Source organism: Pseudomonas ogarae, from assembly GCF_014268695.2.
Classification (GTDB): Bacteria; Pseudomonadota; Gammaproteobacteria; order Pseudomonadales; family Pseudomonadaceae; genus Aquipseudomonas; species Aquipseudomonas kilonensis.
This window is the reverse complement of the sequence record NZ_CP077086.1, coordinates 3,222,406-3,244,048: the sequence shown is the minus strand read 5'-3', so window position 1 is coordinate 3,244,048 and position 21,643 is coordinate 3,222,406. Positions and strand designations below refer to the sequence as shown.

Sequence of the window (21,643 nt, the reverse complement as noted above, 5' to 3'; positions counted from 1 at the left end):
TGGAATCTAATCCACCGGACGCTTATCTAGGGTCGATGACATCCAGCGCCCGGTTTGCCAATAGCTGACCCAGCTCGATCAACTGCTGCAGCCCTAGTGCAACATGCCGTCGAGAATCCTCCAGATCGAACGCTAAATCGTTGGCCATGGCATTGGCGGAGGCTAACGTTTCGCTGAGGTTGGCCAACAGGCTTTCAACATCGACGCCCTCCACGACGGTGAATAGCTGGTCCGGAGGTGGCTTCTTGTCGGGCTGGGCGGGTTTGGGGTTCAGATAGGAATCGATGACACGTTCGGCGTTGGCGTCGGCCGCGATGTCCAGGTGCAGCGGTGGAACGGGTGGGTCGGGGATGAGTTTGTCCATATGGACCTCCTAACGTCAGTCGGATCCGCCACTGTTCGCGACTAAACGAAGTGGGGTGGCGGCTGTGCGCAGGTTAGTCGACCGGGACGTTAGGAAACCGGCGCACCCTAAAGTGCCCTGCGCACAGCCACCATAAAATCAGCGAGAAAACCGTAGCCTGACTTCAAGGGGACCTTGCGCCTAACGAAATACCGAGCGACTAAACCCGACCGCTGAATTGGCAGCGGTGGACAAAGACTAGGCACCGAAATCAGCAGGCGCAAGGGACTGGAATTTTCTAGGAAATGTCCTGCAAGTCAATGGGCAATATTCGCTCCGTCGATTCCTACGAGAAGCTCGTACAACCCTTCCACCACCGAAACGCTGCGCTGCGCGACGGGTGCGATGTGATTGGAAGACCACAACCATGGCTCAGCCAATTAATCCGGCAGATGCCATAATCCCTCCCTGCTCATACCAGAGACGGATCAATGACCACCGAACGCTACGACCAACTCGCCATCTTCGCCGCCGTCGCCCAAGAGCGCAGCTTCACCCGCGCAGCGGCCAAGCTGGGCATGTCGCAACCGGCGCTGAGCCGGGCGATGCGTCAGTTGGAGGAGCGGCTGGGGGTCAGGCTGCTCTCGCGAACCACTCGAAGTGTTGCCCCGACCGAAGCCGGTGAACACCTGCTGCGGGTGGTCGCGCCGCGCTTCGAAGAGATCGATAACGAGATGGCGATGCTCAGTGAGTTTCGCGATAAGCCGGCGGGTAAATTGCGCATCACCGCGGGCGAGCACTCCGCAATCACCATCCTGCAATCCGTTCTCGCCAGGCTGCTACCTGATCATCCCGACCTCAACATCGAAATCATCGTCGACTATGGCTTTACCGACATCGTCGCGGAGGGTTTCGACGCCGGTGTGCGGCTGGGCCCACAGGTGGCCAAGGACATGATTGCCCTGCGCATCGGCCCTGACATGCGCATGGCGGTAGTGGGCTCGCCCGCGTATTTCGCCCGGCATGCCAAGCCAGTCATTCCTGACGATCTCACGACGCACAATTGCATCAACCTCCGCATGCCGACCCATGGCGGCCTTTATGTCTGGGAGTTCGAGAAAAACGGACAGGAACTGAAAGTCCGGGTGGAAGGCCAGTTGGTGTTCAACACCATCGCGATGCGCCTGGAGGCCGCGCTGCAAGGCTTGGGGCTGGCCTTCATGCCGGAGGACCTGGTGCAGGACGCCGTCGCGCAAGGCCGGTTGATTCGGGTGCTGGAAGATTGGTGCGAGCCGTTTTCCGGCTACCACCTCTACTATCCCAGTCGCCGCCAAAGTTCACCGGCCTTCACGCTGCTGCGCGAAGCCTTGCGCTACGAGGGTTGACTGGCCTGGACGGTGTCCAATGCTTCGGCGGCGCGCTTGGCCGCGGCGGCATCACCCTGCTCGCCCAGTAGCTGGATCAGTTGCCGCAGTTGCGAAGCGCTCAGGCCGACTCGCAGGCTGGCGGCCATGTGCGAGCGCAGTTGTGATTCCACGCCGGGGGTGACCGCCAGCGCGGCGACGGTCGCCAGCTCACGGCTTTGCCAGTCCAGGTTGTCACGCTCGAAAATGTCGCCGAACAGGTGCGCCTGCAAGTACTGGTTGATGACCGGGACGAAGTCGAACAACGGCCCTTGGACGGGCGCACCGGCAATGCGCGTCTGATTGGCCTTGCCCGCCGCCAGCAGCGCATCGCCGGTAGGAATCAGGCGCGCGGGATCGCGCCCCGGGTCGTCCTGGACGCCGCGTTGCTTGCGCGCCTCCACCACTTTCATCAATTCGCCGAGGGCGTTGAGGCTGCGGGGAAAGCCGCTGTAGGCGTAAAGCTGCACCAGGATTTCCTTCGCCTCGCTGACGGTGAGGCCGGCATCCAGCCCTTGATTCAGGGCGGTATTGAGGCCAGGCATGTTGCTCGTCGCCATGGCGGCGGCAATCAGCGGGATGGCTTGCTGCTTGGTCGATAGGGTTTGCGAAACCGCCACGGCATCCGGCTTGGCCGATGGCGTCGACACTCCAGCGGCGCTGTATTGTTCTTCGCTGACCTTCTCCAGCCACTCCACGTTTTTGCCCTCCACCGTGCCAGTCACGGCCAGGTGGGTCATGGCGCTCGTCGGCGCGGCACCATGCCAGTGCTTGACGCCAGGCGGGCAGACGATCACATCGCCCGGGAGGATCTGCTGCACAGGTTTGCCCCATTCCTGCGTCAGACCGACACCGGAAATCACCACCAAACGCTGTCCGGCGGGATGGGTATGCCAGGCCGAACGCGCGCCCGGTTCGAAGCTGACGTAGGCGCCGGCGGCATTGATTTCATGGGTTGCCGGGAACAGAGGATCGACCCGCACGCGCCCTGTGAAATAGTCCGCCGGGCCTGCGACTGAAGCCTGGCTGCCGGCTCGGCTGATCTGTTGCGAAGTCCGCGACTCGCTGGTGCTTTCTGTACTGGCGGCGCCGGCAAAAGGCGCCGCCGCGCATAGCGCAAAACAAAGGCTACCGGTTGAACGCAGAGTCATTTGGCTTTCCTCTCGATTGATATCGTAGAGAAACAAATTACCCGTGCCGCATTAATCGATAAACCATGCCAATTACATAGCACTTATATCGTAATCGCATAAATCCGATTTACTTGATCTCGACCAATCGCACTGCCTGTGATCCGTCCAGAGACAGGTGAATCACGGCGGCCCGGCTCGGGAAATTCGGCGCATCCTCAGTTAGCATCAATGTTGGATGTATTGCCGCTATCGCGAGCAAGCTCGCTCCCACACTGGAAGCCGGGACAACCGCCATTGTCCTATCCATCCGAAATCCCCCGGGAGCTTGCTCTGCCCGGCGTCAGGCCTCTGAACGAATGCGCTCGACCAGACGCGCCTGGAGTGCTTCCAGCTCCCCGGGATCGGCCTTGCCCCTGCCATGCACGCCTGGCGCCTCACCTTCCCAGCGAGGGATGATGTGCATGTGAATGTGATAGACCGTTTGCCCGGCCACAGCACCATTGAACTGCGCGACCTGGACCCCGTCCGGCTGCAACTCGTCCACGATGATCCGCGTCAGGCGCTGCACGGCAGACATCATCGCGCCCAGGACGGCAGGCTCGACCTCAAGGATATTTCGCGCCTGGGAGGCTTTGGGGATGACCAGGACATGGCCGCGCGATTGAGGAAAGAGATCCAGGAAGGCCAACACATCGGCGTCTTCGTAAATCTTGTAGCACGGCGCATCGCCGCGAAGGATCAGCGCAAAGATGTTCTGCGGATCGTAATGACCGTGGAGACTCATGATCACTCCTTGAAGTTTGGGAGGTTGGTTGCCGGTAAGAGATTTAGCACAGTCCAGGGACAACGTCTTGTCGAGGTCTGCTTGAACACCGGGACGGGGCTTACTGGGGAGGGTGTTGGATCAGTGGGGATCGGTGCTGAATGTCGGGCCGCCATCGCGAGCAGGCTCGCTCCCACAAGGGGATTTGTGGAGGTCACTCAATCACAGCCCACCGCCGATCCATTGTGGGAGCGGGCTTGCTCGCGAAGGCGGCGGACCTGTCGGCATCGTAGTTGATTGACCCACCGCTTTCGCGAGCAAGCCCGCTCCCACAGGGGACTTGTGGTGATTACCCACTTACAGTCCACCGCTACCCCATTGTGGGAGCGAGCCTGCTCGCGATAGCGGCGGGTCAGTCGACATCGGTGCTGGCAGCCAAGCCGCTTTCGCGGGCCTCCTTCAGCGTAACGGCAATTTTCTGCTGCAACTCACTTTGCGAAAACGGCTTGTGCAGGACCGGGCACCCGGCGTATTCGGCCGGCAGTCCGCTGGCGCCGTATCCGGTGCTGAACAGGAAGGGAATCTTGCGACCCTGAAGAATCTCGGCCACCGGGAACACCCGCTCGCCAGCCAGGTTGACGTCCAGGATCGCCAGGTCAACCTGCGCCGAGCCTGCGACTTCACATGCAGCAGCGAGCCGGGCGACCGACGCTACCACTTCGCATCCGCACTCCTCCAGCATCTCTTCGATCAACAGGGCAATCGCGCCTTCGTCCTCGACGACCAGCACCCTGACGCCCGCAAAGGGGGTCATGCCCCGGTCACCCCTATCAGGAACGAAAAGCGGCAGCAAACGCCTTGCGCAGCGTAGGTGAGGTCGAACTTGCCGGCCAAGTCGCGCTCGATGCAGCGCTGCATCAAGCGTGAACCGAGCCCTTCCCGTTCCGGTGGTGACACCGGAGGCCCTCCTTGTTCGCGCCAGTCGAGGGTCAGCAACGTTCCGTCCGCCTGGGCTTGCAGGTGCCAAGTGACTGCAAGCGTCCCGGTCTCGACCGACATCGAGCCATATTTCAGCGCGTTGATCGCCAATTCATTGAGGGTCATCGTAAGGTTGAGCGCCACGCGAGTACCGACGTCCACAGAAGGGCCTTCAATCACGAAGCGACCAGGCTCATGCCCAAACACCGGCATCAGCACTTCGTGGGCCAGGGTGTCGAGCGGCGTCTGCCCCCAATGCCGTTTCGTCAAGAGATCGTGTGCCCGCGACAACGCCAGGAGTCTTGCCTCGAAACGCCTGTAGCCGTCTTTCGCATCCTCGGCATTGCGCGCCGTCTGGGCTGCCAGCGATTGCACCGTGGCCAGGGTGTTCTTGACCCGGTGATTGAGTTCATCGATCAGCGTCTTCTGTCGATATTCCGCCTGCTTTCGCTCGGAGATGTCGACCAGCATGTTGATGGCGCCCACCAGGTTTCCATCGGCATCATGCAAAGGCGTGGGATAAGGCGTGAACGGAACACGGCTACCGTCCGGCCGCTCTGCAACGGCCTCGACGCCGCGAATCGGCCGGTTTTCCTTCAGGGCCACCGCCATCGGGCATTGGTCGTGGGGCAGGAAACTGCCGTCCGTGTTGAACAGTTTCCAGGTCACGCACCACTGGTCGCCCAGCCGAGGGGTGCGCCCGGACAGTTCGACAGCGGCGCGATTGTAGAAGGTGATGCGGCCATCGGCGTCAGTGGTGTACACCGCGGCAGGCAACGCCTCGAGAAGATTGCGCATGTGCCGTTCGCTTTCGCGGACCTGGTTTTCCATCCGCCGCGCCAGCGTGACGTCCTGCAGCACTCGCACGCCATACCGAAACGTACCGCTGGCGTCCCTCACCGAGGAACTGTGGATGTCGAGGTAAACGACCTCGCCATCGGGCTTCAAGGCGCGTTTGCGAAGCACGTAGTTATCAAGTTCACCGGCCACCTGGCGGGCGTACAACCCCGCGTCCTGCGGGATGCAATCGGGGTGGGTATAGTCCAGGAATGTCATCGACAGGAGCTCTTCCCGCGAGCGCCCCAGCATGTTGCACAGGGCATCGTTGACGCGGAGCAAGCGACCGTCGACGCCGGCCTCGGCAATACCGATGGTCGCCGCCTCGTAGGTCGCCGAAAGCCGGTCATCGCTGTCCTGGCGCGCCGCCTCGGCTGCATGGACGCGGCTACTGTCGAGGGTGAAGCAGCGTGTATTGAAGAGTTTTCCGTCCTCGAACCGGCCATTCGAAGTGATCGTGACATGTTTGATCGAGCCATCCTTGGCCCTCAGTCGCGCCGGATAGCTTTCCAGACAGTCGCCGCTGCCCAGCTTGGTGAGAATGTCGCCAATGACCGGCTCGTCGACGTGAAATTCGGTGATGTGGCGGCCAATGTACTCGTCGGCCGAATAGCCCAGCAGCGTCAGCTCTGCCTTGTTGGCGCGCAGGATGATGCCTTCGCCGCTGACGATATGCAGGCCCACCGCGCTGTTTTCGAAAAAGTCTTCCAGGTCGGCGCTCTTGCGCCGAAGCTCTTCGGCCATGGCGTGGTGCGCGGAGACGTCCTGGAAACAGTTGATCACCCCTTGAATAGCGCCCCGCCGATCCCTGAGGGCGCGGATATTCATCAGCGCCACGAACCGCGAGCCATCCGGGCGCTGGATGAGTACTTCCTGATTGCGCGAGGCAATGCCGGTATTGAGTGCCGAGGCTGTCGGGCAGTGTTCGAATGCCAGCGGCGTACCGTCGGTCAGGAACAGTCGATGGGCGCCGCAGAAACGATCACCGTTCTCTCCAAGTGCCGGCGCCCTTCCCCACAGCTCGGCCGCCTCACTGTTGTACCTGACGAGCCACCCCTGGCGATCACAGAGGTACACCGCACCGGGAATGGCATCGAGTGCGCTCGTCCCCATCGCGATCAAGCTCTCGTACTCGCTTGGCGCACGCGCTTCCATGGGTAGCTCTTCAATGTTCGACATCAGTCATCCTCAAACCGCCTGAATGGAGTCTAGATCCCTATTCACTGGGCGAGTTCAGGAAAACTTGACGTCACAGGCCGCGCGCCTCAAAACCTGAATAAGGCCTGGGGTGCCTGGACCAATAACGCACGCATCAGCGACGCCGAACATTCCAATGCGTGCAACTGCCCCATGACCGTTTCGAAACCGACATGTTCTTCATGCTGCGTGTGCGGCCAGTCGCTGCCCCATACCAAGCGCTCGGGGCCAAAGCTGTGTTCCAGCAACGTCAACGAGGCGCGGGCGAACTCAAGATTCTGCGGCGCCGTTGCGCCCAATCGATAGATGCCGGACACCTTCATCCACAGGTGCCCGCCCTGCCCCAACTCCATCAATTGGGCAAAGCCAGGTTGATCGAGGCCCAAACGCGCATCCGGGCGACCGAAGTGATCGACCACCAATGGGATGCCAAATGGCAACAGCTGATCAATCAGCCCCGGTAAGTCCATCAGGTTGGCGTGCAACTCGACATGCCAACCCAGTTCTGCGAGGTGCCCCAAGAAACCGTTCCAGGCTACGTCGCTAAAGTCAGGCAAGGCTTTGCCCATCAGGTTCAAGCGAACACCGACCACGCCCAACCGGGCCATGTCATCCAGCTCGGCGCGGCTGATATCTCGCGCCACCACCACGACCCCGCGCAATTGCGCTGGCGCCTGCCGCAGCGCGGCCAGCAAGTAGCGGTTATCCGTGCCAAGAAAACTCGGCTGCACCAGCACGCCATGGCTCAAGCCATGGGCGTGCAAGTGGCTCAGGTACTGGTCGAGCGTGGCGTCATAGTCGGGTGTGTAGCGCCGGACAGCGGCCAGCTCCAGCTTGCGACTGAACACGTGGGCGTGGCAGTCAATGCCGGTCATCGGCTTGGTACAGGTATCAGCCATGGGTCTCATCTATCGACAATAAGGAAAATCAGGCTCGGGCGCCCTGGCCGTCACTCTCCACCGCAGGCGCCGATGCAGCAGTGGCTTCCAGGCTACGGCCGCGGGTTTCCGGCAGGCACAGCGCCGCGATCACCGCCACGCCGTAGGCAATCCCGGCGTCGATGCCAATGGCCGAGCCCAGGGACATGGAGTCACTCATGTGCCCAACCAGGAACGGGAACACCGCCGAAAGCACCCGGCCGAAGTTGTAGCAGAACCCCACGCCGGCGCCGCGGACATCCGCCGGGTAAAGCTCGTTGAAAAACGCCCCGAGGCTCGCCGGAATGCCCGCCGCGAAGAAGCCGAGCGGGAAACCCAGGAACAGCATCTGGGTGTTGCTCAACGGCAGGAACACATAACACTGCACGGTCACCACGCAGCACAGCGCGAATAGCACGATGTTCTTGCGACGTCCGATACGATCGATCAACAAGCCACTGACCACGCAGCCGCACCAGAAAGCGAAGATGATCACCGCCAGGTAACCGCCGGAGTTGAGTACCGACAGGTTGCGCTCGGTCTTGAGGAAGGTCGGCAGCCAGGTCATCACCGCGTGGTAACCACCGTGTGCCCCCAGCCCCAGCAACCCGCCAAACAAGGTCACGCGGATCAGCTCAGGACGAAAGATACCGCTCAGGGATTTGAAGAAGCTTTGCGGGATGACGTTTTCTTTTTTCAGGCGCTGGAAACTGTCGGGCTCTTCAACGTTGCGCCGCACCCAAATGATCAGGAACGACGGCAGCAGCCCCACGACGAACATCACCCGCCAGGCCATGTCTTGCGGCACAAGGGAGTAGATCAGCGTGAAGACGCCGACCGCCAGCCCCCAACCCACCGCCCAGGCGCTTTGTACCGTGCCCATGACCTTGCCGCGGTACTTGGGGTTGATGGTCTCGGCCATCAATACCGCACCAGCCGCCCACTCCCCGCCGATCCCGAAGCCCTGCAACGCCTTGACAATCAACAATTGGTGGAAACCGGTGACGAACGCCGACAGGAAGGTAAAGAACGAAAACCACAAGATCATCCACTGCAGCGTGCGCACCCGCCCGTAACGGTCCGACAGCGTCCCGCCGACCCAACCGCCAATGGCCGAAGTGACCAGGGTCACACCGCTGACCAGCCCGGCATCACCCTTGGTCAGGGCGAACGCGGCGATCAACGCCGGTATCGCCAGGCCGAACATCTGTACTTCCAGCGCGTCGAGCGACCATCCGCCGAAGCAGGCCCAAAACGTTTTGCGCTCCCGCGCAGTGACTTGGCGATACCAACTGAACATGATTTTTATCCTTATAGGGGGAACGAAAGGCAGCCGAGAGCGAACCGCGCCGCTGCAGGGCCAGTCATGACAAACAAAACGATAAGGGCTGCGGCGACCGACTCGCCGCTAGCCAGGTGAGGTCAGCGGATTTCCACGCGGTAGCGGAAATGCTCGGCGTGCCCGCGTGAGCGTCGCCACTCAAGGGGGTTGCCGGCGTAGTCCCGCGCCAGACGCTCGATCACCACCACCGGGCTGTTGACCGGCACCTGCAGCAGCCGCGCGTACACCTCGTTCACCGATTCGGCGGTGAGGGTTTCTTCGGCATAGGCGACCACCTGACCGCAGGTTTCTTCATAGATGGGATAAAGCAGTGGTCCTTTTTGACTCAGGTCGATCTCGAGCAAGGGTTGGAAACGGTTGCGGGGCAGCCAGATTTCTTCGGCGAGCACCGGCGCTACATCCAGCAGACGCACCCGCACGATGCGAATCACCGGCGCATCCGCCGGCAACCCCAGCGCCTGGGCCACCGCAGAAGGCGCGGCCACCGGTTCCACGGACAGGATCCGGCTCTCGGGAACCCGGCGTTCGCCTGAAGCGCTTTGAAAGCGGAAAAACCGGAACAGCGACGATTGAAATTGCGGCCGGCGAATGAAGGTGCCGCGGCCCTGCTGGCGCTCCAGAACGCCCTCGCTGACCAACGCATCGATGGCCTTGCGCACCGTGCCGGTAGACAACTGGTATTCGGCCGAGAGTACCGCCTCAGTAGGAATCGCCTCCCCCGGACGCCAGCGGTTATTGGCAATCTGTTCAGCCAATTGGTCGCGCAATTGTTGATAAAGCGGCAGGCGGGCATCACTGGAGAGAGATTTCATCGACCTTATTCACCTTGTTATCTAGTCATATATATGAATATGGGCGCGAGTATTTACCCGGGCTCGGAGGCTGTCAAGCACCAGGTCCCTCATAAACAGATGCTCTGGTCTTGGGAGGTAAAAGAGTACGCGGCGCTGTCAGGCGTATGCCCAGGCTTCAGGTCGGCATCGACATCGGGCACCGGCGACTGGCCGCTGGCGAAGGTCATCATGCACTCGCCTCACACCGGAGAACTTGCAGCCATGTGCTGAGTGAGTGCAGCGTCCGGTGCTGCACCTGAACGCAATTAACAACGTTTAACTCGCACGCTCGCGCCCCGCGCCCAAGAATGAAGCCCTCTGCCCAGACCTGTTTTCTCAAGCGGGAAGCAGCTAGCCCACCGTGCGGTGCGCCAGGCATTTCCCACTGACACGGATTTTTTCATGGCTCATGCACCACACCACTCAACCACCGCCCTGAAACCGCTCTGGCTGCTTGCCCTGCTCACCGGCAGCGCCGCACCGGCGATGGCAGCGGAACTCGCGCAAAGCACGCCTGGCTTTCTCGACGGGGCAACGCTGCAAGTCCTCAGCCGCAACTTCTACCTCAACAATGACTATCGCACCCCGACCCCGGCAGGCAAAAGCTACAAACAGGAATGGGCCCAGGGCTTCATCGCCTCGTTCGAGTCCGGCTTCACCCCCGGCACGATCGGCGTAGGCATCGATGCCCACGCGTTCGTGGGGTTGAAACTGGACGGCGGCAAGGGGCATTCCGGAACGGGATTATTGCCGCTGGATGAGAACGGGCGAAGCGAGGACCACTACTCCAGTGCGGGCGGCGCGCTGAAATTCAACACCTCACGCACCACCCTGGCGGTCGGCGAAATGACCGTGCAGAGCCCGGTATTCGACACCGCAGACAAGCGCCTGCAACCCGAATACGCCAGCGGCCTGCTGCTCTCCAGCCGCGAGTTCGAAGGGATCGACCTGCAGGCGGGCCACTTCAGTGCGTTCAAGAATCAGGACGCCTCGACCAGCAAGGGTGATTTTTCCGGGTATGGGGCGACGACGCGCCACGGCGCCATCGACTTCATCGGCGCCGACCTGCTCACTGGCCAAGCCCTGGGCGGCGCGCTCTACGCCTCCGAACTGAGCGATGCCTGGCGCCAGTACTATGCCAACCTGCATACCACCCTTGGCGAACTGTTCCTCGACGGCAACCTGTACCACACCCGCGACGATGGCAAGGCCATTGCCGGGGCCATCGACACCACAGCCTATAGCCTGAGCGGCAAGTACCGGCTCAGTGCCCAGGCGTTCACCCTGGCCTATCAGAAAATCAACGGCGACACGCCCTTCGATTTCGTCGGCGGCGACTCCATCTACCTGGCCAACTCGATCAAATATGCGGACTTCAACGGCCCCGGCGAGCGCTCGTGGCAAGCGCGCTACGACCTTGACCTGGGCACCTTGGGCATCCCCGGCCTGAGCTTCATGGCCCGCTATGTGACTGGACGCGGGATAGACGGCAGCCATGCCCCCCGAGGCGGTGCCTACAACCCGTTCGATAGCGACACCGGCACTTACAGTCCGCAACAAGGCGCCGGCGGACGCCATTGGGAGCGCGACCTGGACCTGCACTACATCGTGCAGTCAGGCCCGGCCAAGGACCTGTCGCTGCAACTGTCCCATGTCACCCATCGCGCCAACAGCAGCCGGGGCGGCGATGACATCGACCGGCTGTATATCGTCATCCAGTACCCCCTCAAGCTGGGGCCGTTCTGACCCTGCCACAACGGATACCCAATACTTTATCCGTCATGGCGGCTTCAACGGTTTAACCGCGACTGACCGAAGCCGGCCTGGCGATCACTTCCCAATTCACCTTCAAGCCAGTCGAGCAGCGCGCTTACCTCAACCCGACCTTCCCCGCCCGGCCGGCTGAATACCGATATCGCATCAGGCAAAGGGACGCTTTCTGCGCAAGGCCTCACCAACGCACCGCTCTCAAGCAACCCTTGGGCGGTGCGCCGCCACCCCAACGCGATGCCATGCCCCTCGACCGCCGCCTGGAGCATCAAGGGGTAGCTATCGAACACCGAGCCCTCGGAAAAGTTGTCGAACGACTGTCCAAACGCCTGGAACCAGGCACCCCACTGCATCCAATGAGGCGGCGTAGCGTGATAGTGCAAAAGGGTGTGGGACTTCAGGTCACGGACTTGCAACACTTCCTGGGTACGCAGGTAATGAGGACTGCATACGGGAAACACTTCATCAGCGGCGGTAAACATCAAGCCATGGACGCCGCTGGGCCGTCCTGTGCTTTGCAGGGCCACGTCAAAATGCTCATTGAACTCAGTCAGCGGCCCGGTAGATGTGGCCACCTGGATCTCGATTTCCGGGTATCGCTGGTGGAACGTCGAGAGCCGCGGCATCAACCAGTAGAACGCTTCGCATAATTGGCACAGCAAAACGACGCGGTTTTTACCTGGCGATTGACGAAGGCTGACAGCACTGGCACTGATACTTTGCAACGCGTTACTCACCACACGTCCCAACTCACGCCCTTGCTGGGTCAGGAAAACGGCGCGGTTACGACGGCAGAAAAGTTTCAGCCCCAAGTCCTCTTCGAGCCCACGGATCTGCCGACTGATCGCCGCTTGGGTGATGTGCAGTTCCTCGGCGGCCTTGGAAAAACTCTCCAGGCGCGCAGCCGCTTCGAAGGGCAACAAGCTGGCAAGCGGCGGCAATGTTTTTCCAAGGGTATTCATAATCAGAGGTAATACATCCAAGGCCGAGAACTCGTTTGTAGCATAGCTGCGACGCTGTGCAACATGAGCTCAATGCCTTAAGGATATGCATGAATGCCCAATGCCTACTCGAACCCCCTCGCCGGCGTGAGCCTTGCCGTCGTCGCGACGCTGAGCTGGGCGTTGAATTTCATTGCGCCTTACGTCGTCGGTGCCTACACGATCCACGATTTGATGATCATACGGTTCCTGATCGCCGGGGCGCTGGGTGTGGCTGTCGTGATGGGCTATCGAACCCAGCTTCGGCGTATGCGTCGCAGCCAACTGCTACTTGGCGCCAGCCTGGGGGTCATCGGGTACCTCGGTTACAGCAGTTGTATTGCCGCAGGCGTCATGTTTGCCGGGCCGGTACTGACCCCGGCGTTTATTGGCATGGTGCCGGTGTTGCAGGCACTGCTCGGCAACGCCACCCACAAAACCCTCCCATGGCGAAGGCTGGCGATACCGCTGGTTTTTTTAACGGGAGGGCTAGTGCTGTCGAACATCAGCAGCATCCAGCAGCCCCTGAGCGACGACGGTTCATGGTTGACGGGCTTGTTTTTCTCGATCGGTGCGGTGCTCTTGTGGCTCATATTCAGTTGGTTGAACCAGGGCGCCTTGGTCAACCTATCGGTCAGCGCTTCGGGGGCCTGGACCGGCCTCATGATGGTCGGCGCAGGGATCGGCACCTTGTGCTTGTTACCGGCGGCGCAAGCATTTGACCTTCTCAAGCTGCCAAGCCTGGGTTTCAGTGTTTCCCTGGCGGGACACCTGTACGCGTGGGGTCTTGTCATTGCGCTGATGTCGTCAGTCATCGGGGCCTGGGCGTGGAACGCGGCGTCCCGTCGCCTTCCCATGGTGCTTTCCGGGCAGTTGATAGCCCTGGAATCACTATTTGCCACACTACTGGGCTTGTTGTTTCATCACCGGTTGCCAACGCTTCTAGAAGCGTCAGGTCTTGCTGGCGTGCTGGTGGGGGTGGTGATGGCAGTTCGTATCATTCTGACGTCCACTGTCCCTGATAGAAATGCCTCTGTTGCCGGGTCATGCATGACTGAGCCGCACAAAGTGAAGCACTTTCGCACTTAACGACGAATCGACCGAGGGTATGGCTTTAGCCGACAAAAAACAGGCGCGACAGGATAGTTCTTCTATGCTTGGTTCACCCAAAGGAGTTAATCCCTGTGCCCGAGCCCGAAGCCCGACTTCTACACGTGCACTCCCTCAAGGCTGCGTGTTCGAACTGCAGCGTGCTTGAACTGTGCTTGCCCATTGGCCTGACGGGCGGTGAAGTCGAGCGCCTCGACACGCTGATCGCCCAGCGGGTGAAGGTCAAGAAAGGCACAGCGCTGTATCGCACCGGCGACCCATTGCGCTCGTTGTATGCCGTGAGATTGGGTTTCTTCAAGACCAGCGTCCTTTCGGTAGACGGTCGCGAACAGGTCACCGGTTTCCAGATGCAAGGCGAAATGCTTGGCCTGGACGCTATCAGTACCGATCATTACGCCTGTAATGCCATTGCCCTGGAAGACAGCGAAGTCTGCCCGCTGCCTTTCAACCTCCTGGAAAAACTGGCCCACGACTTGCCGTCGTTGCAACACAACCTGAACAAACTCCTGAGCCAGGAAATCGTGCGCGACCACAGCATGCTGTTGATGCTCGGCAACATGAACGCCGACGAACGCCTGGCGGCGTTCCTATTGAACCTCTCCCAGCGGCTCAACATGCGCGGTTATTCCTCCAGGGAATTCGTGCTGCGCATGAGCCGCGAAGCCATCGGCTCCTACCTGGGCCTGCGCCTGGAAACCATCTGCCGGGGCATCGCCCACCTGCGCCAGGAGGAACTGGTGGACATGCATGGGCGCAATGTCACAATCCTGGATTTGCCCGGCCTCAGGCAAAAGGTCGCCGGTTGCCATCGTCATGCAGAGTTGTGATGCCTGCCCCGCGTGACATCTGATCTACGTCAGTCAGCCTACCTCAATGTTGAATGTATCGCCGCCTTCGCGAGCAAGCCCGCTCCCACACTGGACCGTGGCAAGCACAAATCCGGCGACCACAGAAAATCCCCCTGTGGGAGCGAGCTTGCTCGCGATAGCGGTGGATCAGTTGGCATCTATATTCGGCTGGGCCGCCGCCTTCGCAAGCAAGCTCGCTCCCACACTGGGCCGTGGCGGGCACAAATCCCGCGAACACAGAAAATCCCCCTGTGGGAGCGAGCCTGCTCGCGAATGCGGTGGGTCAGAGTTCGACGCTATCGCGGTACTCCGGCACCGACACTGACCAACCCAATTCGTCGCGTATGCGGTGGCGCAGGACATCGGACGCATTGGGCTCGCCATGCACGACATAGGTGTGCCGGGGTGGTGTCTTGAAACCGCGCAGCCATTGCATGATTTCGTCGGCATCGGCATGGGCCGAGAGCGTTTGCATGGGCACCACTTCGGCATTGATCGGCACGTCCTTGCCATGGATGCGCACCGCAGGCTCGCCCGCCACAATCCTCGCGCCTCGCGTACCGCCTGCCTGGAAGCCGGGCATCAGCAAGGTGTTGATGGGGTTGGGCGCCAGGCTCTTGAGGTGGTGCAGCACGCGCCCGCCGGTGGCCATGCCGCTGGCGGCGATGATCACCGCCGGGGTGCGTTGCAGGTCCAGGGCCATGGCGTCCTTGACCGAGCGCACCGGATGGGCGATGTGGCACATGCCTTCGCACTCTTCCCTGGAGAGACGATGCTCGTCACCAAAGCGCTGGTACAACCGGGTGACGTCGATGGCCATGGGGCTGTTGAGGTAGATCGGGATATCGGGGATCGCCCGGCGTTGTTTCAGGCGATACAGGTGGTACATCAGCAACTGGGCCCGGCCAACCGTGAATGAGGGCACCAACGTGATGCCACCGCGCAGCGCGGTGCGAGTGATCACCTCAGCCAATTGGTCTTCCGGCGACTCGTGTGGGTGTCGACGGTCGCCATAGGTGGACTCCACCAACAGAACGTCCGCCTGCTCGATGACCTTCGGCGCGAACATCACCGGATCCTCGGGTCGCCCCAGGTCCCCGGAACACACCAGCGTCACCCCACCGGCCTGGACCTGTACCGTCGCGGCACCGAGGATGTGCCCGGCGCGACGCAGCAAGATGGTTATCCCCCGGGCGATCTCCACCGGGTGTTCGAAGGCAATCGGGCGCAGCAGTTTCAGCGCTCGTTCAGCGTGTTCACGGCTGTACAGCGGGAAGGCCGGCGCGTGTTTGGAAAACCCCTTGCGGTTGGCGTATTCGGCTTCTTCTTCCTGCAAGCGAGCACTGTCACGCAGCAGGATCTTCACCAGCTCGCAGGTCGCCGGCGACGCATAGATGGGGCCGCGATAGCCATTACGCACCAGCACCGGCAGGTAGCCGCTGTGGTCCAGATGGGCGTGGGTCAGTACGATCGCATCCAGGTCACGCATCGGCAGTTCGAAGGGATCCCAGTTGTGCAGGCGCAACTGCTTGTAGCCCTGGAACAGGCCGCAGTCGATCAGGATGCGCTGATCGTCATGTTCCAGCAGGTACTTGCTGCCAGTGACCGTACCGGCGGCCCCGAGAAATGTCATGCGCATGGCGGTGCTCCTGGACAATCGATCGTTAGTCTATTGGTCCCATTGTTTGACCTCGTTGCCGTTGATCTTTGTCAACAACCCAGCGGTCAAGCCCGATTCATCACACCGCCAGAACACTGCACGACACCTGGTACAGGATGTGTTCGGTCGTGCTGCCCAATAGCCCATACAGATCGTCGTGCTGGAATCGCCCCATGACGATCACATCCACTTCATGCTCCAGGGCAAACTCACTCAGGGCCGAGACCGGATGCCCCAGCAGAAAATGCCTGCGCTCGGCCGGCACACCAAACAGGTTCGCCAGTTCCAGGAAGGTTTTTTCCAGGCTCCTGCGCAGTTCCTTGCTGAGCTGCGACAGCGACAGGCCGCCACCGCCCGCATCCCCCAGATAGACTGACGACACCTCATAGGCGTGAACCAGATACAGCTCGGCGTCGCACTGCAAGGCCAGGCTCATTGCCTGGCGGATGATCCGGTCATTCAGCCCGCTGTTCTGGGCAAACGCACTGGAAGGATCCACCGCCGCGACCACCGTACGCGGCAGCGCATGACCGGTGGCCCCCACCAGGTACATCGGCACCGGGCAGTTACGCAGCAGTTGCCAGTCCAGCGGGGTGAAGAAAGCCCGCTTGAGCATGGGCTCGTGTTGTACCTGCTTGATCAGCAAATCCGGCTGGATCTGCGTAACGTGTTGCAGGATCTGCTTGCCCATCTTCTGGGCCCATTCCACCTCAGTGGTGACCCGCAGGCCACGGCGGCGCATCTTGTCCGCCTCATCCTCCAACCAATGGCGATGGTCCTGGAGATAGTTCTGCCGCGCCTCCTCACGAGGCCCCTCTTCAAGCAGCGAAAGAATGTCCAGCGAGGGAATCAAGGCGGTGACATGCAAGTGCGCCCCACTGGCCGCCGCCAGGGCCGCGGCGTGATGCAGGGCGGGCGAATGACGTTGTGCCGGATTGAGGATCAGCAACAGGCGTTGGTACTGGCTCATGATGGGTCTCCAAAGTCGGGCTCGAACGCCACGGCGCAGCGTCGATGCCATGAGGCATGTTGGCCGTCATTGCGGCGTCGGCGTCCAGCGCCAATTCAAGACTTCGGGCATGTCCTGCCCATGCTCGATGAGGTACAGCTGATGCTTTTCCATGGTTGCCCAGTAGCGATCCCGAGCGCTGTCCACCAACGGCTGCAACCGCGGCACGCGCTGGATGACATCGAGCGCCAGCTGGTAGCGATCCAGGTGGTTGATGACCGCCATGTCGAACGGCGTAGTGGTGGCACCCTCCTCCATGAAACCGCGGACATGGAAGTTATCGTGGTTGTGACGCTTGTAGACCAGCCGATGGATCAGTGACGGATAGCCGTGAAAGGCGAAAATCACCGGCTTATCCACGGTAAACAAACCATCGAACTCGGCGTCCGGCAACCCATGGGCATGCTGTTGCGGCGGTTGCAGGGCCAACAGGTCGACGACATTGACCACCCGCACGCGCAGGTCGGGCACGTATTCACGCAACAGCGTCACAGCGGCCAGGGTTTCCAAGGTTGGCACGTCACCGGCACAGGCCATCACCACGTCCGGGTCTTCGTCATTGTTGCAGGCAAAGGCCCAGCGACCGATTCCGACCGAGCAGTGTCGAACGGCCGAATCGATGTCCAGCCACTGCCATTCAGGCTGCTTGCCGGCCACGATCACATTGATGTAATCGCGGCTCTTGAGGCAGTGATCGGCCACGGACAACAGGCAATTGGCGTCCGCTGGCAGGTAGATACGCACCACGTCGGCGCTCTTGTTCGCCACCAGATCGATGAAGCCCGGGTCCTGGTGGGAAAAGCCATTGTGGTCCTGTCGCCAGACATGGGACGTGAGCAGGTAATTGAGCGAAGCAATCGGCGCGCGCCACGGGATCTGGGCGGCGGTCTTGAGCCATTTGGCGTGCTGATTGAACATCGAATCAACGATGTGGATGAACGCCTCATAGCAGGAAAACAGCCCATGCCGGCCAGTCAGCAAATACCCTTCCAGCCAGCCTTCACACACCTGTTCGCTGAGGATTTCCATCACCCGACCGTCGCACGCCAGGTTCGTATCGCCCGCCTCCAGGGCCGCCATCCAGGTTTTGCCACTGACCTCGTACACCGCATCAAGGCGGTTGGAGGCGGTTTCGTCGGGGCCGAACAGGCGGAAATTGCCTGCCTGCAGGTTGTGCTTCATCACATCACGGACAAAACCGCCCAACACCCGGGTGGCCTCTGCCTGCAGGCTGCCGGGCGCGCAGAATTGCACGGCGTAATCGGTGAACCTGGGCAGTTCCAAGGGTTTGAGCAGCACGCCGCCATTGGCATGGGGATTGGCGCCCAGGCGCCGATGTCCCGTCGGCGCCAACGCGGCAATGTCCGGCAGCAACGCGCCGTTGTCGTCGAACAATTGCTGCGGACGGTAGCTCTGGAGCCATTGTTCCAGTTGCGTCAAATGCACGGGCAGCTCGAAGTGGCTCAGCGGCACCTGGTGGGCGCGCCAGGTGCCTTCGACCTGCTGGCCATCGACGAATTTCGGACCGGTCCAGCCCTTGGGCGTGCGCAACACCAGCATCGGCCAGAGCTGGCGTTCCAGGGTACGTCCCGACGAATCCGCGCGGGCCGTGCGCTGGATTTCGCGAATCTTGAGCAACATGCCGTCCAGGGTCCTGGCCAACTGTTGGTGCACCGCTTGCGGATCGTCGCCTTCGACAAAATAAGGATCGTAGCCATAGCCATACATCAGGGCCGACAACTCGTCCTCACTGATGCGCGACAGCAGCGTGGGGTTGGCGATCTTGAAACCGTTGAGATGAAGAATGGGCAGCACGGCGCCGTCACGCCTGGGGTTGAGGAACTTGTTGGAGTGCCAGCTCGCCGCCAACGTGCCGGTTTCGGCCTCACCATCACCGATGACGCAGGCCACGATCAAGTCAGGGTTGTCGAACGCCGCACCATAGGCATGGGCCAGGGAATAACCCAATTCCCCACCTTCATGGATGGAGCCGGGAATCTGCGCGGAGACATGGCTGGATAAGCCATAAGGCCAGGAAAATTGCCGGAACAAACGCAACATTCCGTTTTCGTTCTGCTCCACCGAGGGATAACACTGGGTAAAGCTGCCCTCCAGGTAACTCTGGGCGGCGATGGCCGGACCGCCATGACCGGGACCGGTGATCAGGATCATGTTCAGGTCACGGGACTTGATCAGGTGATTGAGGTGCACGTAAATCAGATTTAGCCCCGGCGTCGTGCCCCAGTGGCCCAGCAGGCGCGGCTTGACGTGATCGCGTTGCAGCGGTTTGCGCAGCAACGGGTTGTCCTTGAGGTAGATCTGTCCCACGGCCAGGTAATTGGAGGCGCGCCAATAGGCGTCAATGCCTTCCAACTGGTCGGGGCTGAGAAAATCGCTCATCACGTCCTCCGCAAAAAACAGGGTTGCCATGCCTGATTCTGGAACACGGGAATAAGGGTGACTTGATTTACATCAGAACCAGGGACGCTAAGGTCATACAAGGTGCTTGCTCGATGCCCTGGCGCCGCTCACTGGCATGGCGAGCGCCCGCTCACACAGGAGAATGCTCATGCGCACCATGGTCCTGCACACGATTGGCCAGCCCTTGCAACTGGAGGAACGTCCCCAACCGACGCCGGCCGCCGGGCAAATGCTGATCAAGGTGCAAGCCTGCGGTGTGTGCCGCACCGACTTGCATCTGTTCGACGGTGAACTGCCCCAGGCTCGATTGCCTCGGGTACCGGGCCACGAGATTGTCGGTGAGGTCGCCGCCGTCGGCGCGCAAGTTGCCTCGGACTGGATCGGCCGACGGGTGGGCGTGCCCTGGCTGGGATGGACGTGTGGCGTGTGTGAGTTCTGCCGCTCGGGCCGGGAGAACCTCTGCGACCAGGCACTGTTCACCGGCTGCCAGCTGGACGGTGGTTATGCCGACTACACCGTCGCCGATGCGCGGTTCTGCTTCCCTCTGCCCGACACACTGGAGGCCGCCGAAGCCGCGCCCTTGCTGTGTGCAGGTCTGATCGGTTTCCGGGCCTTGCAGATGGCACAAAACGCCCCTCACTTGGGCCTTTATGGCTTCGGTGCCGCTGCGCACCTGGCGATCCAGGTCGCCGTGGGCCGGGGCCAGCAAGTCTATGCCTTCACTCGCCCCGGTGATGACAGCGGCCAGGACTATGCCCGTTCGCTGGGCGCGACCTGGGCCGGGGCATCGGACCAGCTCCCGCCACATCTACTGGACGCCAGCCTGATCTTCGCCCCCGTCGGCGAACTGGTGCCGTTGGCCTTGCAAGCCACCGCCAAAGGCGGTTGCGTGGTGTGCGCAGGCATTCACATGAGCGACATCCCCGCCTTCCCCTATCGCCTGTTGTGGCAGGAGCGCAGTGTGCGTTCAGTGGCCAATCTGACCCGCGCGGACGGCGTGGCGTTTTTCGAACAGATCCAGCGCACGCCCGTGCATTGCAACGTGACCTGCTACCCCCTGATCCAGGCCAACCAGGCCCTGGAGCGCCTGAGGAGCGGACAGGTCAACGGGGCCATCGTACTCATCCCTTGACCGCCAGCACACTGCCCGGCACCGAGTACAAGGCGCGTTCTGTCGTGCTGCCAATCAAACGTTCAAGACCGGCGCGGTGCACAGTACCCATCACCACCACGTCGGCCTCGAATTCGTCGATGAACTCCTGGATGACCGGCACCGGCAGGCCAACCACAAAGTGCCGACGTTCCGCCGGTACGCCACAGCGCTCGGCCAGGCTGATAAACGCCGCATGCAGCGATTCGCGCAAGGCGTCGGCAAAGTCGTCATCCCAGGCACCGGCCAGCAACGAGGCTTCGCCATTGAAGGCCGGCGACAGGTCGCAGGCGTACAACAGATGCAACGAGGCGTCGCATTGCCGGGCCAGCGCGGTGGCCGTCTGGACGATACGCTCGTTCAAGGCATTGGCCTCGGGGTCCGAGGGGTCCACCGCCGCCACGACCCGGCGCGGCAAGCCGTGCACCGCGTGGTTGACCAGATGCACCGGCACCGGACAGTCGCGCAACAAATGACAGTCCAGCGGCGTTGCGAACACACGCTTGAGCAACGGTTCGAGGGTGACGTCCTTGATCAGCAGGTCAGGCTGGAACTGTTCGACGTAGCGCAAGATGTCCAGCAACGGATGGAGGGTCCACACCACGTGAGTCGTCACATCCAGGCCTTCCTCCCTGAGCAGCGCCGCCTCCTCCACCATCCAGCGGCGGTAGCGGTGCAGATAACGCTGCACACTCGCCTCATCGATTTTTTCACCCCATAGGTGAGTGCGGGCCGGTGGCTGGACGAACGCGCACAAGTGCAGTGCGGCACCGCTGGCCCGGGCCAGGGCACAGGCCCTGCGCATCGCGGCGGAGGGGTGCAGATCAGGTTCGACGATCAATAGCAGACGCTGGTATTGCCCCATCGCACACCTCCATCGGATTGCCCACACGAAATCCAGAACCTTGCACCGGCCTTTTCCGGCGCGATCTTCAGCGTGCGCCCATCA

19 protein-coding genes are annotated in these 21,643 nt (G+C 61.4%); 5 read left to right on the top strand and 14 right to left on the bottom strand.

Features of this window, described 5'->3' with window-relative positions; all coding sequences use genetic code 11:
- Positions 1–22 precede the first annotated feature (22 nt).
- Positions 23–364 (bottom strand): DUF6124 family protein, encoded by a 342-nt coding sequence (locus HU749_RS14115; RefSeq protein WP_095962231.1) that lies wholly within the window; start codon positions 362–364, stop codon positions 23–25.
- A 470-nt stretch (positions 365–834) separates the two neighbouring features.
- Between HU749_RS14115 and HU749_RS14110 the strand changes: the two genes are divergently transcribed.
- The gene (locus HU749_RS14110; RefSeq protein ID WP_186650745.1) at positions 835–1,728 is read left to right on the top strand and encodes a LysR family transcriptional regulator; all 894 of its coding nucleotides are present in this window, start codon (positions 835–837) and stop codon (positions 1,726–1,728) included.
- On the opposite strand, the gene HU749_RS14105 is transcribed toward HU749_RS14110, so the two are convergent.
- The 8 genes from HU749_RS14105 to HU749_RS14070 all read right to left on the bottom strand — a co-directional run bounded on the left by HU749_RS14105 (position 1,716) and on the right by HU749_RS14070 (position 9,937).
- Entirely contained in the window at positions 1,716–2,897 is a 1,182-nt protein-coding gene (locus HU749_RS14105) for a (R)-mandelonitrile lyase (RefSeq protein WP_186650747.1), read from the bottom strand. The genes HU749_RS14110 and HU749_RS14105 overlap by 13 nt on opposite strands.
- Before the next feature lie 322 nt (positions 2,898–3,219).
- Positions 3,220–3,663 carry an HIT family protein gene (locus tag HU749_RS14100; protein WP_079301880.1) on the bottom strand — a complete coding sequence of 148 codons (444 nt, stop codon included), beginning with the start codon at positions 3,661–3,663 and terminating at the stop codon, positions 3,220–3,222.
- Positions 3,664–4,054: 391 nt separating this feature from the next.
- Positions 4,055–4,456 (bottom strand): response regulator, encoded by a 402-nt coding sequence (locus HU749_RS14095; protein WP_186650749.1) that lies wholly within the window; start codon positions 4,454–4,456, stop codon positions 4,055–4,057.
- Entirely contained in the window at positions 4,453–6,636 is a 2,184-nt protein-coding gene (locus tag HU749_RS14090) for a PAS domain-containing sensor histidine kinase (protein ID WP_186650751.1), read from the bottom strand. The genes HU749_RS14095 and HU749_RS14090 overlap by 4 nt, the downstream gene beginning before the upstream one ends.
- An 86-nt stretch (positions 6,637–6,722) precedes the next feature.
- Complete coding sequence (locus HU749_RS14085) at positions 6,723–7,553, bottom strand: amidohydrolase family protein (protein WP_186650753.1); 831 nt, start codon at positions 7,551–7,553, stop codon at positions 6,723–6,725.
- 28 nt (positions 7,554–7,581) lie between these two features.
- The gene (locus tag HU749_RS14080; RefSeq protein ID WP_186650755.1) at positions 7,582–8,871 is read right to left on the bottom strand and encodes an MFS transporter; all 1,290 of its coding nucleotides are present in this window, start codon (positions 8,869–8,871) and stop codon (positions 7,582–7,584) included.
- Positions 8,872–8,993: 122 nt separating this feature from the next.
- Positions 8,994–9,725 carry a GntR family transcriptional regulator gene (locus HU749_RS14075; protein WP_046062252.1) on the bottom strand — a complete coding sequence of 244 codons (732 nt, stop codon included), beginning with the start codon at positions 9,723–9,725 and terminating at the stop codon, positions 8,994–8,996.
- 89 nt (positions 9,726–9,814) lie between these two features.
- Positions 9,815–9,937 (bottom strand): hypothetical protein, encoded by a 123-nt coding sequence (locus HU749_RS14070; protein WP_437127837.1) that lies wholly within the window; start codon positions 9,935–9,937, stop codon positions 9,815–9,817.
- A 211-nt stretch (positions 9,938–10,148) separates the two neighbouring features.
- On the opposite strand from HU749_RS14070, the gene HU749_RS14065 reads away from it, so the two are divergent.
- A complete protein-coding gene (locus HU749_RS14065) occupies positions 10,149–11,492 on the top strand; it encodes an OprD family porin (protein ID WP_186650757.1) in 1,344 nt (447 codons plus the stop codon).
- 44 nt (positions 11,493–11,536) lie between these two features.
- Here HU749_RS14065 and HU749_RS14060 read toward each other — a convergent pair whose 3' ends face one another.
- A complete protein-coding gene (locus tag HU749_RS14060; RefSeq protein ID WP_095962238.1) occupies positions 11,537–12,478 on the bottom strand; it encodes a LysR substrate-binding domain-containing protein in 942 nt (313 codons plus the stop codon).
- Positions 12,479–12,571: 93 nt separating this feature from the next.
- Between HU749_RS14060 and HU749_RS14055 the strand changes: the two genes are divergently transcribed.
- Both HU749_RS14055 and fnr read left to right on the top strand, forming a co-directional pair.
- The gene (locus tag HU749_RS14055; RefSeq protein WP_095962239.1) at positions 12,572–13,585 is read left to right on the top strand and encodes a DMT family transporter; all 1,014 of its coding nucleotides are present in this window, start codon (positions 12,572–12,574) and stop codon (positions 13,583–13,585) included.
- Between the two features lie 95 nt (positions 13,586–13,680).
- A complete protein-coding gene (fnr, locus tag HU749_RS14050; RefSeq protein WP_046062243.1) occupies positions 13,681–14,433 on the top strand; it encodes a fumarate/nitrate reduction transcriptional regulator Fnr in 753 nt (250 codons plus the stop codon).
- Between the two features lie 304 nt (positions 14,434–14,737).
- On the opposite strand, the gene HU749_RS14045 is transcribed toward fnr, so the two are convergent.
- From HU749_RS14045 to HU749_RS14035, 3 genes are all read right to left on the bottom strand, one after another.
- On the bottom strand, positions 14,738–16,093 hold the full coding sequence (locus tag HU749_RS14045) for an MBL fold metallo-hydrolase RNA specificity domain-containing protein (RefSeq protein WP_079301868.1): 1,356 nt from the start codon (positions 16,091–16,093) through the stop codon (positions 14,738–14,740).
- Positions 16,094–16,193: 100 nt separating this feature from the next.
- Complete coding sequence (locus HU749_RS14040; protein WP_095962240.1) at positions 16,194–17,084, bottom strand: universal stress protein; 891 nt, start codon at positions 17,082–17,084, stop codon at positions 16,194–16,196.
- A 66-nt stretch (positions 17,085–17,150) separates the two neighbouring features.
- Entirely contained in the window at positions 17,151–19,523 is a 2,373-nt protein-coding gene (locus HU749_RS14035) for a phosphoketolase family protein (protein WP_186650759.1), read from the bottom strand.
- Between the two features lie 169 nt (positions 19,524–19,692).
- Here HU749_RS14035 and HU749_RS14030 point away from each other — a divergent pair, with 169 nt between their 5' ends.
- A complete protein-coding gene (locus tag HU749_RS14030) occupies positions 19,693–20,676 on the top strand; it encodes a zinc-dependent alcohol dehydrogenase family protein (RefSeq protein WP_186650761.1) in 984 nt (327 codons plus the stop codon).
- Here the strand turns inward: HU749_RS14030 and HU749_RS14025 are convergent.
- Complete coding sequence (locus HU749_RS14025; protein WP_046062240.1) at positions 20,666–21,559, bottom strand: universal stress protein; 894 nt, start codon at positions 21,557–21,559, stop codon at positions 20,666–20,668. The genes HU749_RS14030 and HU749_RS14025 overlap by 11 nt on opposite strands.
- Positions 21,560–21,643: the final 84 nt, after the last annotated feature.